The 14512-nt window shown below is 59.6% G+C and carries 13 protein-coding genes; 6 read left to right on the plus strand and 7 right to left on the minus strand.

Annotation, left to right across the window (positions count from 1 at the left end; translation table 11 throughout):
• Positions 1 to 145 precede the first annotated feature (145 nt).
• On the plus strand, positions 146 to 304 hold the full coding sequence (locus QWI20_RS06130; RefSeq protein WP_020290439.1) for a DUF3309 family protein: 159 nt from the start codon (positions 146 to 148) through the stop codon (positions 302 to 304).
• Positions 305 to 885: 581 nt separating this feature from the next.
• On the opposite strand, the gene QWI20_RS06135 is transcribed toward QWI20_RS06130, so the two are convergent.
• The 4 genes from QWI20_RS06135 to QWI20_RS06150 all read right to left on the minus strand — a co-directional run bounded on the left by QWI20_RS06135 (position 886) and on the right by QWI20_RS06150 (position 4898).
• On the minus strand, positions 886 to 1155 hold the full coding sequence (locus tag QWI20_RS06135; RefSeq protein WP_369304665.1) for a hypothetical protein: 270 nt from the start codon (positions 1153 to 1155) through the stop codon (positions 886 to 888).
• Positions 1156 to 1854: 699 nt separating this feature from the next.
• Positions 1855 to 3513, minus strand: a complete 1659-nt coding sequence (locus tag QWI20_RS06140; RefSeq protein WP_369304666.1) for a cation acetate symporter — start codon at positions 3511 to 3513, stop codon at positions 1855 to 1857.
• On the minus strand, positions 3510 to 3821 hold the full coding sequence (locus QWI20_RS06145; protein WP_108122019.1) for a DUF485 domain-containing protein: 312 nt from the start codon (positions 3819 to 3821) through the stop codon (positions 3510 to 3512). The genes QWI20_RS06140 and QWI20_RS06145 overlap by 4 nt, the downstream gene beginning before the upstream one ends.
• A 219-nt stretch (positions 3822 to 4040) precedes the next feature.
• Positions 4041 to 4898: a glycine betaine ABC transporter substrate-binding protein gene (locus QWI20_RS06150; protein ID WP_192170957.1), complete on the minus strand. Its 858-nt coding sequence runs from the start codon at positions 4896 to 4898 to the stop codon at positions 4041 to 4043.
• Positions 4899 to 5257: 359 nt separating this feature from the next.
• Here QWI20_RS06150 and QWI20_RS06155 point away from each other — a divergent pair, with 359 nt between their 5' ends.
• Complete coding sequence (locus tag QWI20_RS06155) at positions 5258 to 6853, plus strand: glycosyl hydrolase family 17 protein (protein ID WP_369304667.1); 1596 nt, start codon at positions 5258 to 5260, stop codon at positions 6851 to 6853.
• 588 nt (positions 6854 to 7441) lie between these two features.
• Here the strand turns inward: QWI20_RS06155 and QWI20_RS06160 are convergent.
• Positions 7442 to 7807 carry a hypothetical protein gene (locus QWI20_RS06160; protein WP_369304668.1) on the minus strand — a complete coding sequence of 122 codons (366 nt, stop codon included), beginning with the start codon at positions 7805 to 7807 and terminating at the stop codon, positions 7442 to 7444.
• Positions 7808 to 8028: 221 nt separating this feature from the next.
• Between QWI20_RS06160 and QWI20_RS06165 the strand changes: the two genes are divergently transcribed.
• The 3 genes from QWI20_RS06165 to QWI20_RS06175 all read left to right on the plus strand — a co-directional run bounded on the left by QWI20_RS06165 (position 8029) and on the right by QWI20_RS06175 (position 11236).
• On the plus strand, positions 8029 to 9327 hold the full coding sequence (locus QWI20_RS06165; RefSeq protein WP_065986875.1) for a serine/threonine protein kinase: 1299 nt from the start codon (positions 8029 to 8031) through the stop codon (positions 9325 to 9327).
• Positions 9320 to 10123, plus strand: coding sequence for a VacJ family lipoprotein (locus QWI20_RS06170; RefSeq protein ID WP_369304669.1), 804 nt, complete (start codon positions 9320 to 9322; stop codon positions 10121 to 10123). The genes QWI20_RS06165 and QWI20_RS06170 overlap by 8 nt, the downstream gene beginning before the upstream one ends.
• A gap of 258 nt (positions 10124 to 10381) precedes the next feature.
• Entirely contained in the window at positions 10382 to 11236 is an 855-nt protein-coding gene (locus tag QWI20_RS06175) for a pirin family protein (RefSeq protein WP_369304671.1), read from the plus strand.
• Positions 11237 to 11269: 33 nt separating this feature from the next.
• On the opposite strand, the gene QWI20_RS06180 is transcribed toward QWI20_RS06175, so the two are convergent.
• Positions 11270 to 12499: a patatin-like phospholipase family protein gene (locus QWI20_RS06180; protein WP_369304673.1), complete on the minus strand. Its 1230-nt coding sequence runs from the start codon at positions 12497 to 12499 to the stop codon at positions 11270 to 11272.
• 19 nt (positions 12500 to 12518) lie between these two features.
• Positions 12519 to 13451 carry a lipid A biosynthesis lauroyl acyltransferase gene (locus QWI20_RS06185; protein WP_369304674.1) on the minus strand — a complete coding sequence of 311 codons (933 nt, stop codon included), beginning with the start codon at positions 13449 to 13451 and terminating at the stop codon, positions 12519 to 12521.
• 142 nt (positions 13452 to 13593) lie between these two features.
• Here QWI20_RS06185 and minC point away from each other — a divergent pair, with 142 nt between their 5' ends.
• Positions 13594 to 14340 (plus strand): septum site-determining protein MinC, encoded by a 747-nt coding sequence (gene minC, locus QWI20_RS06190; protein WP_074890214.1) that lies wholly within the window; start codon positions 13594 to 13596, stop codon positions 14338 to 14340.
• Positions 14341 to 14512 lie beyond the last annotated feature (172 nt).

A 14512-nucleotide genomic window follows, 5' to 3' on the forward strand; every position in this document is an offset into this window, starting at 1 on the left:
CTAAAAATGTTATTTTTTATTTCGGCAACTGAGAACCTTTTGATTAGTCCGACAGTCCGATCAATCAAGCAGCACAATGATTAGCCGTCGTGGCAACCTCTTGAACTGCATAGCCATCTTCCAAGAACACTAGAAGGAACTCGTCATGGGCATCGGCACAATTCTGATCATCATCCTAATCCTGCTGTTGGTCGGTGGACTTCCGGTATTTCCGCACTCCCGCAGCTGGGGCTACGGTCCGTCGGGCATCATCGGTACGATCTTGGTGATCCTGCTGATATTGGTGTTGCTGGGCAGGATTTAACTGCTAAGGCTGGCACTAAAAAAAACCGCGCTCAGGCGCGGTTTTTTTATGGGCTTATGGAAGTGGTTCTGCTGGGGCAGAACTGTTTCGCCTTCGGCGAGTTACTTTTAAAAAGCCTAAAAGTAACCAAAAGTGCCTGCTCTCGGCTGGGCTCCTCCTTCGTCGGAGTACCTTCACTCCGGTCTCGCTCCGTGGGCCCGCGCCGAACGGGCATCCATGCCCTGACGGCGCTATCGCCGCATCCATGCGGCTCGGCCCACTCCACGAGACCTGCGTTCAGCCTGCACCCAAGTCGCGATTGGCGGTGTTTGAGCCTTTTGTGTACGAAGATCAAAAGCGCTTTAAAGCAGATCAAGAGCTTCCCGGCTGAAGCCGGTCCCAAGGGGTGTACGCGGTGCTTTTTAGTGGGACCGGCTTTAGCCGGGAAGGGGCCGGTTTGAACACCGTAAAATTTACACGTGCGTTCACCCGTCGGCGGCTGCGACTGAGCGTTGGGGAGATTGGCGGGAATGAGGATTTACAACACTCGAACAGGACGTTCTAAGGAAGCTAGGGCGTAAAGCCCTAGCGCAGTGCAGTTATCACTTTTTCTTTTTTGCAGGCTTGTCGGCCTTTTCTGCCTTGTCTGATTTCTTGGCCTTCTCTGGCTTGCTATCCGCTTTTTTTGCAGCTTTCTTTGGCTCAGCCGTTTTCTTGGTGTCTTTCTTCGCGTCTTTCTTGTCGGAAGACTTCGAAAGCGCCGAGGCTGCCGCTGATTTCTTTTCCGGAGAGGACTTTTTGTCCTTCAAATCCTTGCTGGCCTTCGAAGCTTCACCTTTGGTTTTCTTGTCGTCTTTAGCCACGTTAACCACCTCTTAAAGAGTGCCGGTATTAGCACAAGGCCTGTGGGAATCTCCACACGCTGATCATTAGGCGAAGCGGCTTGAAAGCGGTTCAATCTTTTTAAGCACCGAACGCAAAAATGACATCTGACTCAGATTCACCCGCGCCTGCACCGTCCCCTTTGAGCGGGATGACCATAATCCGGGGACAGATTCATTTACGGTGAAGCGCTGTAAATAAATCAGTCCCCTGGGCGTTTTCAGCGCCTGAACTGGCCCCTTCCCGGCTAAAGCCGGTCCCACTAAAAAGAACACCGCGTGCACCCTGTGGGACCGGCTTCAGCCGGGAAGCCGTTGCCGTTGTCGTTGCTTTTGATCTCCACACACAAAAAGCCCAGACACCGCCAAACGCGACTTGGGCGCAGGCCGAACGTAGACGATGCGCAGTGGGCCGAGCCGCATGGATGCGGCGAGAGCGCCGTCAGGACATGGATGTCCGTTCGGCGCGGGCCCACGGAGCGAGACCGGAGTGAAGGAACCCCGACGCAGGAGGGGCCCAACCAGAAGCAAGCACCCTTGGTTACTTGGGGATGGTGCGACTTTCGACTTTTCCAAGTAACTCGCCGAAGGCGAAACAGTCTGCCCCCAGGCCGACGCTCTTGATCTTAAGCGCTTTGAAAACAAAAACGCCCCGAAGATCGGGGCGTTTTCGCAAAGCATTACCTCAAATCAATGCGACACCGCACCACTGGCCCCCAGGCCCGTCTGCGAACGCACAAACTGCGGGAAGAACAACGCACGTTCACCCTCTGCCGCCTTCGACTTATCCGTAATCGAGAAAAACCAGATCCCGACAAACGCAATCGCAATCGAAAACAACGCCGGATACTCGTACGGGAAAATCGCCTTCTCATGATGCAGAATCTGCACCCAAATCGTTGGGCCCAGAATCATCAACACCACCGCACTGATCAACCCCATCCAGCCGCCGATCATCGCGCCGCGCGTGGTCAGATTCTTCCAGTACATCGAAAGCAACAACACCGGGAAGTTACAGCTCGCCGCAATCGAGAACGCCAGGCCCACCATGAACGCGATGTTCTGACTCTCGAACTCGATACCCAGCACAATCGCCACCACAGCCAAGGCCACCGTGGTGTACTTCGACACACGGATCTCGTCTTTCTCGTTGGCCTTGCCCGCCTTGATCACACTGGCATACAAGTCGTGGGACACCGCCGAAGCACCGGCGAGCGTCAGACCTGCCACCACAGCCAGGATGGTTGCGAACGCCACCGCCGAGATAAAGCCCAAGAACAGACTGCCGCCGACCGCATCGGCCAGGTGAATCGCTGCCATGTTGTTGCCCCCGAGCAGCGCGCCCGCCGCGTCCTTGAACGCCGGATTGGTGCTGACCAAGAGGATCGCGCCAAAACCGATGATGAAGGTCAGGATGTAGAAGTAGCCAATGAAACCGGTCGCGTAGAGCACCGACTTACGGGCTTCCTTCGCATCACTCACGGTGAAGAAGCGCATCAGAATGTGTGGCAGGCCAGCGGTGCCGAACATCAGCGCCAGACCCAGCGAGAACGCCGAGATCGGATCTTTCACCAGACCGCCCGGGCTCATGATCGCTTCACCTTTCGGGTGAACCTTCACGGCTTCGGAGAACAGCACGTTAAAGTCGAAGTTGACGTGCTTCATCACCATCAACGCCATGAACGACGCACCGGAGAGCAGCATCACCGCCTTGATGATCTGTACCCATGTGGTCGCCAGCATGCCGCCGAACAGCACGTACAGGCACATCAGGATACCGACGAGCACCACCGCCACCGCGTAGTCCAGACCGAACAGCAGTTGGATCAGCTTGCCGGCGCCAACCATCTGCGCGATCAGGTAGAACGCCACCACCACCAGCGAACCGCAGGCGGACAGGGTACGGATTTCCTTCTGCTTCAATCGATAGGACGCCACGTCAGCGAAGGTGTACTTGCCCAGGTTGCGCAAGCGTTCGGCGATCAGGAACAGGATGATAGGCCAGCCCACGAGGAAGCCGATGGAGTAGATCAGACCGTCGTAGCCGGAGGTGTAGACCAGCGCGGAAATCCCCAGGAATGACGCCGCCGACATGTAGTCACCGGCGATGGCCAGACCGTTCTGGAAACCGGTGATCTTGCCGCCTGCCGAGTAATAGTCCGACGCTGTCTTGTTCTTTTTCGACGCCCAGTACGTGATGTAGAGGGTGAACCCGACGAAGACCACAAACATGATGATCGCCGACACGTTCAACGGTTGCTTCTGCACCGCACCGGTCAGCGCTTCGGCTGCCCAGAGTGTCGGCGCGAAAGCGGCAAGGCCAAAGGCCGCGAGCAGGCGCCGAATCATTGCTGTGCCTCCTTCAGGATGGCGTTGTTCAGGTCATCGAATTCACCGTTTGCGCGGCGAACATAGATGGCGGTCAGAACGAACGCGGACACAATCAGCCCGACGCCGATCGGCATACCCCAGGTGATGGTTGATGTGGCGCTGAGTTTAGCGCCGAGAATCTGAGGCCCATACGCAATCAGAAGGATGAATGCGGCATAGAGCCCAAGCATGATTGCCGAGAGAATCCAGGCGAATCGTTCCCTTTTCGAGACCAGCTCCTTGAAGCGCGGGCTGTTCTGAATCGAGAGGTAAATGCTGTCGTTCATTGTTTTTGTCCTCGCAGCACAGATGGATGTCACGGTTTGCACTTTAGTCCGCTCTGCGACGCACTCCAGACGACCTTAGTATTAGAACGACATTAGTTGATGTACCAAGGATTGCCTCTTTTGCAGGGGGTTGATTGCGCCTTGAGGTGGCTGCAACAAAAAACCGCCTGGCGATGGCTCACCAGGCGGTTCGGTAAAACATTAAATCTTTGTGACCGATTACTTACCGGTCCACTCCTTGACGCGATCCGGATGCTTGGCGACCCAGTCCTTGGCCGCGGCTTCAGGCTTGGCGCCGTCCTGGATGGCGAGCATGACTTCGCCGATCTCATCCTTGCTGGTCCACTGGAATTTCTTCAGGAAATCCGCCACGTCCGGGGCCTTCTTCGCCAGATCCAGGCTGCCGATGTTGTCGACGGTTTCAGCGGCACCGTAAACGCCCTTCGGGTCTTCCAGGAACTTCAGTTTCCACTTCGCGAACATCCAGTGCGGCACCCAGCCGGTCACCGCGATAGATTCCTTCTTGTTTTCGGCACGGGTCAGCTCGGCAATCATGCCGGCGCCGGAACTGGCCTGCAGCTTGTAACCGTCGAGGCCATAATCCTTGATCGCTTGATCAGTCTTGATCATCACGCCTGAACCGGCGTCGATGCCGACGATTTTCTTCTTGAAGGATTCGTCGGTCTTGAGGTCCGCCACCGAGTTGGCTTTCACGTACTCAGGCACGATCAGGCCGATTTTCGCGTCCTTGAAGTTAGGCCCGTAATCGGTGACCTTGTCCTTGTTCTTGGTCCAGTACTCGCCGTGGGTCACAGGCAGCCAGGCAGACAGCATCATGTCCAGTTTGCCGGTCGCGACGCCCTGCCACATGATCCCGGCCGCAACGGCCTGCAGCTTCACCGGATAGCCCAGTTTCTGCTTGATCACCTCGGCAGCGACGTTGGTGGTTGCAACACTGTCGGACCAGCCATCGACGTAACCGATGCTCAGCTCGGGTTTGGCGTCGGCATGGGCCAGCGTGGAACTGATGGCCAGTGCCAGCGCGGCACCGACACCCAGGATTTTTCGCATCGTCATTTTCACTTCCCCGGTAGTCCAGAACCCGACAGCGGTCGGGTATCGTTAACGTTCTTATAACGTCGCACTCGCGCCCTGGTTCGGGGCAAGCCACGCGTTTTACGCTTCCACCACGTGCCTGCGCAGACGCAATCGCTGCGTGGACGATTGATCATCAACCCCCACACACCTTGCGCCTTTCCTGCCAGCGACACCCAGCCACCCGGTAAACGACATCACCGGGCCATCAACGACAGACAGGTCGTAAAGACGCTATCAAACCGTCCGGAAATTGCATGGGTTGAAAAGCGCTGACCGGAGAGGTGTGAAGGCGCGTCATCTTGCTAATATGCCGACCTTCGCCTCACTTCGGCCCCATCATGTCCGCACCGTCCCGCTCGCCTGTCGTCTTTTATCTGTTGTCCTGTGTGATTGCCCTGCTTGGCCTGTGCGGCTACTGGTACTGGCTGGGCAAACCGGTGATTCTGCCGGACGCCGCCACGCCGACCCACAAACTGCAATGCGCGTCCTACACGCCGTTCGACAAGGACCAGTCCCCGTTCGACCAGCCCTTCACCCTGCGCCCCGAGCGGATGGACGCTGACCTGGCGCTCCTCGCGACGCGCTTCGACTGCGTACGCACCTATTCAATGACCGGCATGGAGGCGCTTCCCGACATCGCCCGCAAGTACGGCCTCAAGCTGATGCTCGGCGCCTGGGTGAACGGCAATCCGGTCGACACGGCCAAGGAAATCAAGGCGCTGGTGACGGCGGCGAATACCCACCCGGATGTGGTGACGGCGGTGATCGTCGGTAACGAGAGCCTGTTGCGCAAGGAAGTCACCGGCGCTCAACTGGCCACGCTGATTCGTCAGGTGAAAGCGCAGGTCAAACAGCCGGTCACCTATGCAGATGTCTGGGAATACTGGCTGCAATACCCGGAAGTCGCGCCTGCCGTGGATTTCCTGACCATCCATCTGCTGCCGTACTGGGAAGACGATCCTACCGGCATCGACGAGGCCCTGGCCCATGTCGCGCAGATCCGTGAAACGTTCGGCAAGCAATTTGCGCCCAAGGACATTCTCATCGGCGAGACCGGCTGGCCCAGCGAAGGCCGCCAGCGTGAAACCGCGCTGCCCAGCCGGGTCAACGAAGCCAGGTTCATTCGCAGTTTCGTCGCGATGGCCGAGCAGCACGGCTGGCACTACAACCTGATCGAGGCGTTCGACCAGCCGTGGAAGCGCCAGTCCGAAGGCGCAGTGGGCGGCTACTGGGGGCTGTTCGACGCGGATCGCCAGGACAAAGGCGTGCTGGCCGGGCCGGTATCGAACCTGCCGTTATGGCCATTCTGGCTGACCGTCAGTGGCGCAATCGCCCTGCTGGCGCTGGCGTGGGCTGGCCGTGTCAGTCATTCACGCAGCGCGCTGATGCTTCCGTTGCTGGCGGCGCTCGCCGGTTGCTGCATCGGCAGCTGGGGTGAACTGGCCCGGGTGACCAGCCGCTTCGCCGGCGAATACCTGTGGGCATTGGCGCTGGTGGTGCTGAATCTGCTGGTGCTCGCCCACGCAGCGCTGGCGTTGTCGGCTCGCACAGGCTGGCGCGAGCGCGCGTTTGCCTGGCTGGATGCTCGTGCGGGATGGTGGTTGTACGCCAGCGGGTTTACGGCCGCGGTGATGATGCTGGCGATGGTGTTTGATCCGCGCTACCGCAGCTTCGCGACGGCAACGCTGTGGCTGCCGGCGCTGGTCTATCTGATCCGCCCGGTTGCGGCACCGCGCCGGGAGATCGGCCTGCTGATGTTCATCGTCGGCGCCGGCATCGTGCCGCAGCTGTTTCGCGAAGGCTTGAGCAATCCCCAGGCGTGGGCGTGGGCGGCGGTGAGTCTGTTGATGGCACTGGCACTGTGGCGCAGTGTGCGGATCGGCGCTCGGGTGAAGACAACGAGCAGTGCGCGGGCGACGGCCGACGCTGTGTAACCGAGTGTGCGGTGGGACGGATACATTGTGTTACCGCCGGGGCACTGCAGAGCTCGCAGGCGGGTAACACGGAAACAAAATTCCGTTACATGGCAGGGGTGCAAACTGATCAGATTTCACAACCTCTTGATTTAAAAGGGATTATAAAAATTGGCACGCACCCTGCTATATCTCCTGCATAACAAGAACAAAATGTGAAAAACCAATAAAAATAAGATGAATCGGCTCTGACATAACAAGAACAACGGCACAGAGACGCAGCCAACAGATTTTTTTGGAGTAGAAACGCTTTACCGAGGCCCCGGCCTCGCAGCCCGACCGAGAACGATAAAACTACCCCCAGGTAGCGGCCAGAACGGGTTGGATCACCTCTCGCAGAAGAGGAATCAAAGCAGGTCAGCGCTCAAAAAAATACGTTTGCTCTTGTATCCCGTATGGGGATCACCGAAGACGCTGTAGAGGGACCGGTTGCCAATAACAACAACAGACCGCCCTACAACAATAAGAAAGAGCACGTGCAACGATTTAAAGGGGAGCCTCGGCTCCCCTTTATGCTGTCTGGCGTTTGAAGCAAGACCCGTTGTGAAGTCAGGCCCGTTGATTACGCACCAGCCGCAACCCGGCAATCACCACCGCGAACACCGCCAGACTGGCCGTGTACAGCACCAGCGCGAGTATCCCCAGCAGCAAGCCAACGACCGCGAGCGCTCGACCCACCTGACGTGGCACAAAGAACGCGATCAACGATGCGATCAGCGCGCCCCATCCGAACACACCGAAGTGAATCAACAGGCCCAGGTTCGAGCGCAACTGGCACTGCCATTTCGACGCCTCGTCAGCGCAGATCCCTACCCATTGCACGTCTTCCATCAGGCCGTAGCGCAAGCCATAACTGACGGCCAGCCACAGCACCAGCATAAAAAACAGCACCACCAACGGCAGACGACGGGACACGACACACTCCAGAAAATAACCAACGGCGCGCAGCATAGCCGCAGCCGCTCGGGCAAAACCATACGGGTAATAAAAAGCACGAGCAGACAGGCCAGAAGTGCCATAACCTGTATCGTCGCGGAGGGTCATGAAAGAGTCACTTGCCGTCACGGCACTTTGGCATTACACCCGTGTCATAGCCTGCGTATTTCAACAGCACATCATTCCCAAGGGATTCAGTCATGCTTCGTTTTCTGCGCCTCGCCGCCTTATCAGGCGGCCTGTTTTTGAGTGCGTCCGTGATGGCGGTCGATATCGATCCGTCCAGCTATGGCTTCCCCTTGACCAATCCGTTCGAAGCGACCATCGCCACGACCCCACCGGATTTGCGTGCCAAGGTGCCTGAAGACGCCGACATCGATCAGGACGATTACAGCCTCACTATGCGTCCGGAGCGTGAGTTCACACTGCCGGATAACTTCTGGGCCGTGAAGAAACTGCGTTACCGCCTCGCCAAACAAGACCACCCTGCGCCGTTGATCTTCCTGATCGCCGGCACCGGCGCGCCTTATAACAGCACCCTTAACGAATACCTGAAGAAGCTGTACTACGGCGCGGGTTACAACGTCGTACAGCTTTCGTCGCCCACCAGCTACGACTTCATGAGCGCCGCCTCACGTTTCGCCACCCCTGGCGTGACCAAGGAAGACGCCGAAGACTTGTACCGCGTCATGCAGGCCGTTCGTGCCCAGCAGTCCAAGCTGCAGGTCACCGAGTATTACCTGACCGGTTACAGCCTCGGCGCGCTGGATGCGGCGTTCGTCAGCAAACTCGACGAAACCCGCCGCAGCTTCAACTTCAAGAAAGTGCTGCTGATCAACCCACCGGTGAACCTGTACACGTCGATCACCAACCTCGACAAGATGGTGCAGACCGACGTCAAAGGCATCACCAACAGCACCACCTTCTATGAACTGGTGCTGCAGAAGCTGACCCGCTACTTCCGCGAAAAAGGCTACATCGACCTGAACGATGCCCTGCTGTATGACTTCCAGCAGTCCAAGCAGCACCTGTCAAACGAACAGATGGCGATGCTGATCGGCACCTCGTTCCGGTTCTCTGCAGCCGACATCGCGTTCACCTCCGACCTGATCAACCGTCGCGGCCTGATTACCCCGCCGAAGACCCCGATCAGCGAAGGCACCAGCCTGACGCCGTTCCTCAAGCGCGCGCTGCAATGCGATTTCGACTGCTACGTGACCGAGCAGGTCATCCCGATGTGGCGTGCCCGCACCGACGGCGGCAGCCTGCTGCAACTGGTTGATCAGGTCAGCCTGTACGCGCTGAAGGATTACCTGGCGAGCAGCAAGAAAATCGCGGTAATGCACAACGCCGACGACGTGATCCTCGGTCCGGGCGACCTCGGTTTCCTGCGCAAGACTTTTGGCGATCGCCTGACCGTTTACCCTTACGGCGGTCACTGCGGCAACATGAACTATCGCGTCAACAGCGACGCCATGCTGGAGTTTTTCCGTGGCTAAACGTCTATTGCTTATCGCCGCCCTCCTCTGCGCTGGCGCCGTCCACGCGGCCGACGCGCCGATCATTTCCCAGGCAGCCCCGGTCCAGCGGATCGACAACCCGGACGGGTTCACCGAGCCGTTGAAGTCGCTGAAATTCAACCCGGGTCTGGATGCTCAGGAGTTCGAGCGTTCGTCCCTCAACGCGCTGAATGTCTACGATCCTCTGGAATCCTGGAACCGCCGGGTCTACCACTTCAACTATCGCTTCGATGAGTGGGTGTTCCTGCCGGTGGTCAACGGCTACAAATACGTGACGCCGAGCTTCGTGCGCACGGGCGTCAGCAACTTCTTCAGCAACCTGGGCGATGTGCCGAACCTGCTGAACAGCCTGCTGCAGTTCAAGGGCAAGCGTTCGATGGAAACCACCGGCCGCCTGATCGTCAACACCACCCTGGGCATTGCCGGGCTGTGGGATCCGGCGACCCTGATGGGCCTGAAGAAACAGAGCGAAGACTTCGGTCAGACCCTGGGTTTCTATGGCGTACCGGCCGGCCCGTACCTGGTGCTGCCGATCCTCGGCCCGTCGAACCTGCGTGACACCGGCGGCCTGGTCTTCGACTTCACCGCTGAATCGCAGATCAACTTCCTCAACGTCGCCCAGGTCAGCGAAGACCATCCTGAGCTGTACCTGCTGCGCGCCATCGACCGTCGCTACACCACCAGCTTCCGCTACGGTCAGATGGACTCGCCGTTCGAGTACGAGAAAGTGCGTTACGTGTACACCGAAGCCCGCAAGCTGCAGGTGTCCGAGTAACGTGATCTGAATACTGCTGGCACTGCTGGCACTGCTGGCACTGCTGGCAGGGATCTTGTGGGAGTGAGCTTGCTCACGAAGACGTTATTACGGCCGCTGGAGATCTGGCGGCTATAAACCTATTCGCGAGCAAGCTCGCTCCCACACTTCGCCCAGACCCATCGCCAAACCCGATCATTCCCCCGCAAAAACCTCACCCATCCATCGCTCCAACAGGCCTACCATAGGCGCCATTCCCCTTCTGCCGGAGTGAGCCCCATGCCTCAATTTCGTAAAGTGCTGTCGATCCAGGCCGGCCAACCAACGTCGGACGGTGCTGGCGTCAAGCTGACCCGTGTGTTCGGCGGGCCAGGCATCGAAGCCTTCGACCCGTTCCTGATGCTCGACGAGTTCGGCTCCGAGAACCCCGACGAGTACATCGCCGGCTTCCCGCCCCACCCCCATCGCGGATTCGAGACCGTGACCTACATGCTCGAAGGCCGCATGCGCCATGAAGACCACATGGGCAACGTCGGCCTGCTGCAAGCCGGCGGCGTGCAATGGATGACCGCTGCGCGCGGGGTCATTCACAGCGAGATGCCCGAGCAGGAAGAAGGCGCCATGCGCGGCTTCCAGCTGTGGCTCAACCTGCCGGCCAAATCGAAGATGGGCGACGCCGGTTACGACGATATTCAGCCCGAGCGCATTCCGCGCATCACCACGCAGAACGGCGTCGAGGTTGTGGTGATCGCCGGGCAGTTCGACGACGGCCAGACGTCCCAGGCAGGCGCCGTGCAGCGTCCGGACACCGAGCCGCAGTATTTCGATTTCCACATGCCCGCCGGCAGCCACATCAGCCCGCGCGTCGCCGAGGGCCATCGCGTGCTGCTGTACGTATACGAAGGTGAAGTCGAGATGGCAGGACAGCCACAGAAACTGGGTACGAGCCGTCTCGCGCGGTTGTCGGAAAGCGGTGAGATTCAGCTGAGCACCCAAACGGGCGCCCGCGTGCTGCTGATCGCTGGCAAACCCTTGGGCGAACCGATCGTGCAATACGGCCCGTTCGTGATGAACAGCCGTGAAGAAATCGAACAGGCACTGCGGGATTTTCGGGACGACAAGCTGACGGCGTAAACGCCTCAGCGTTTAATGAACCGCAACGGTTTACTACAGCCGCAAGAAGCGCATCAACTCATCCTTCTGGGCCATCGCGTCGCGGCGTCCCAGCTCGATGAGCTCGCTGCAATAACCCGATTCGAACAGCAGATAGCTCAGCACCCCGGCCCCGCTGGTCTTGGTTGCACCCGGGCCGCGCAGAAACGTGCGCAGCGCCGGGGGCAGTTCGCGGCGATGCCGGGCGGCGATTTCGTCGATGGGCTGGCTGGGCGAAATCACCAGCACCTCAACCGGCGCGAGGGACTGAATGGGCGTCGACTCTGACGACTGCGGCCTGGGCACGTCGGACGCGGGCAGCATGCGGCTGACCAGATTCAGCCGTTCCAGCAATTCAATGTCACTCTCCAGGCTGTCAATGAACGTGCTGTTGAGCATGTGCCCGCCGATCTGCGCAAGACTCGGTTGCACGCCACGGACCGCTCGCGGCACGGGCGGGTTCGCGCCGGGGCCACGGGGGTTGCCGCTGACACCTACCACCAGTACACGGTTGGCGCCCAGGTGCAGCGCCGGACTGATCGGCGCCGACTGCCGCACCGCACCGTCACCAAAATATTCCTGGCCCAGCTTCACCGGCGCGAACAGTAAAGGGATCGCCGAACTGGCCAGCAGATGGTCGATCGTCAAGCGCGTCGGCAGACCGATCCGGCGATGCCGCAGCCAGGAGTCGATCGTGCCCTTGCCCTGATAAAACGTGACCGCCTGCCCCGACTCGTAACCGAACGCGGTGATCGCCACCGCGCGCAGATGCTTCGCTTCAATGGCTTCGTCGATGCCGTCGAGATTGAGCCGCGCGGTCAGCAGATCCTTGAGCGGTGAGCTGTTGAGCAACGCCACCGGCACCTGTTGGCGACCGATGCCCAACAGGCTGCGACCGAAAAATCGCGTGGCCTGCCGAACGACGCCGGGCCAGTCACTGCGAAGCACTTGATGGCTGCGAAAGCCCTGCCAGAAGTCAGTCAGTTCGTGGATGGCCGTACGAAATTGCGCAGCGCCACTGGCCAGCTTCACCGCGTTGATCGCCCCGGCGGAGGTGCCGACGATGACCGGAAAAGGATTCTTCGCGCCCACCGGCAGCAGGTCGGCGATGCCGGCGAGCACGCCCACCTGATACGCCGCGCGGGCGCCGCCGCCGGACAGGATCAGCCCGGTGATGGGCTCGACGCCGGCAGGTAAAGCTGAGGCGTTGCGCACCGCTTGTTGTTCTATGGTGCTTGTCGTCATGGGGTTTCAGCTCTTGGTTTCAGCCACGCTTCTTGTACAGCTTCGGCTCACCCGGCGGCCGACTCTTGAACCGCCGGTGCGCCCACAGGTACTGCTCGGGGCATTCGGTGACGGCGCGCTCGACCCATTGATTGATGCGAAGGCAGTCCGCCTCGTCGCTTTCCCCCGGAAAATCGCTCAGCGGCGGATGGATCACCAGTTTGTAGCCACTGCCATCGGCCAGACGCTCCTGGGTGAACGGCACGACCAGCGCGTGGCCGAGCTTGGCGAACTTGCTGGTGGCCGGCACGGTGGCCGCCTGAATGCCGAACAGCGGCACGAAGATGCTCTGCTTGGCGCCGTAGTCCTGATCCGGCGCATACCAGATCGCCCGGCCCTTGCGCAGTTGCTTGATCATGCCGCGCACGTCTTCGCGCTCGACAGCGATGGAATCCTTGTTATGCCGCTCGCGGCCGCGACGCTGAATGTAATCAAAGAGCGCGTTCTTGTGCTCGCGGTACATGCCGTCGATCGTGTGCTGCTGACCCAGCAGGGCCGCGCCGATTTCCAGGGTGGTGAAGTGCAGCGCCATGAGGATCACGCCATGGCCGTCCAGCTGCGCCTGCTTTAAATGATGAAGGCCTTCGATGTGCGCCAACCGCGCGAGACGCGGCTTGCTCCACCACCAGCTCATGGCCATCTCGAAAAACGCGATGCCGGTGGAGGCGAAGTTTTCTTTCAGCAGGCGTTTGCGCTCGGCCTTTGAATACTGGGGGAAACACAGCTCCAGGTTGCGCGCGGCAATCACCCGCCGATCGGTTGCCTGGTAATACATGACCCAGCCCAACGCACGGCCGATCACCAGCAACACGCGAAACGGCAACTGCACGATCAGCCAGAGCAAGCCCAGCCCCAGCCACAGCAGCCAGAAGCGGGGATGAAGAAAATGAGCTCGAAAACGCGGGCGATCCATTACAGCTTCCGTCAGGACAAAGGCGGGCATTCTACATCGGTTCACGCGGATCGTGCCGCCGTCGGTTGCGCCTCCCTTGCGGCTGGCGGGCGTTATCGTTATAAGTCTCGGCACTTTTAGCGACAAGCCGCTGTATGCCGACATGAGCCAAATCGAATTGCAAGACAAGGACCCCGTGTTCCAGCTGAAGGGCAGCATGCTGGCCATCACTGTGCTGGAACTGGCCCGCAACAACCTCGAAGCGCTGGATCGTCAACTGGCGGCAAAAGTCGCCCAGGCGCCGAACTTCTTCAGCAATACACCGCTGGTGCTGGCCCTCGACAAACTGCCGCCGGATGAAGGCGCGATCGACCTGCCGGCGATGATGCGCATCTGCCGTCAGCACGGTCTGCGCACACTGGCCATTCGGGCCAACCGCATCGAAGACATCGCCGCCGCCATTTCCATCGACCTGCCGGTGCTGCCGCCTTCGGGCGCGCGCGAGCGACCGCTTGATCCGACGGAAGGCGAAGTCAAAAAGAAGCCGGAAATCATTGAAAAGCCGCCCGAGCCGCTGATCAAACCGACCAAGATCATCACCGCCCCCGTGCGCGGCGGTCAGCAGATCTACGCGCAGGGTTCGGATCTGGTCGTCATTTCCTCGGTCAGCCCCGGAGCGGAGCTGCTCGCCGACGGCAACATTCATGTGTACGGCCCGATGCGCGGCCGCGCGCTGGCGGGGATCAAAGGCGATACCAAGGCACGGATTTTCTGCCAGCAGATGGTCGCCGAACTGATCTCGATCGCCGGCCAGTACAAGGTGTCCGAAGACCTGCGCCGGGATCCGCTGTGGGGCGCCGGTGTGCAGATCAGTCTCTCCGGGGACGTGTTGAACATCACCCGTCTTTAACGGATACTGCGCCATTTTTAAGCCACTCTGATTCGTCGCGAAAACGACGCGAAGGCACCGGGACGTTCGGGATATTTTTTTGTTCTCCCGAACAGGAATTCCTTCACGGGTTCCGATCACCGCCCTCGCCCGCTTTAGTTGCGCCGTCATGAGGGGCTCTTCAGGGACTCAA

Source organism: Pseudomonas sp. W2-17, assembly GCF_041060445.1.
Classification (GTDB): domain Bacteria; phylum Pseudomonadota; class Gammaproteobacteria; order Pseudomonadales; family Pseudomonadaceae; genus Aquipseudomonas.

Bases quoted from the DNA above. Each gene is read 5' to 3' on its own strand.
- QWI20_RS06150 (WP_192170957.1), bottom strand. From the start codon at position 4,898: ATGACGATGCGAAAAATCCTGGGTGTCGGTGCCGCGCTGGCACTGGCC.
- QWI20_RS06175 (WP_369304671.1), top strand. From the start codon at position 10,382: ATGCCTCAATTTCGTAAAGTGCTGTCGATCCAGGCCGGCCAACCAACG.
- QWI20_RS06130 (WP_020290439.1), top strand. From the start codon at position 146: ATGGGCATCGGCACAATTCTGATCATCATCCTAATCCTGCTGTTGGTC.
- QWI20_RS06165 (WP_065986875.1), top strand. From the start codon at position 8,029: ATGCTTCGTTTTCTGCGCCTCGCCGCCTTATCAGGCGGCCTGTTTTTG.
- QWI20_RS06140 (WP_369304666.1), bottom strand. From the start codon at position 3,513: ATGATTCGGCGCCTGCTCGCGGCCTTTGGCCTTGCCGCTTTCGCGCCG.
- QWI20_RS06180 (WP_369304673.1), bottom strand. From the start codon at position 12,499: ATGACGACAAGCACCATAGAACAACAAGCGGTGCGCAACGCCTCAGCT.
- minC (WP_074890214.1), top strand. From the start codon at position 13,594: ATGAGCCAAATCGAATTGCAAGACAAGGACCCCGTGTTCCAGCTGAAG.
- QWI20_RS06155 (WP_369304667.1), top strand. From the start codon at position 5,258: ATGTCCGCACCGTCCCGCTCGCCTGTCGTCTTTTATCTGTTGTCCTGT.
- QWI20_RS06145 (WP_108122019.1), bottom strand. From the start codon at position 3,821: ATGAACGACAGCATTTACCTCTCGATTCAGAACAGCCCGCGCTTCAAG.
- QWI20_RS06185 (WP_369304674.1), bottom strand. From the start codon at position 13,451: ATGGATCGCCCGCGTTTTCGAGCTCATTTTCTTCATCCCCGCTTCTGG.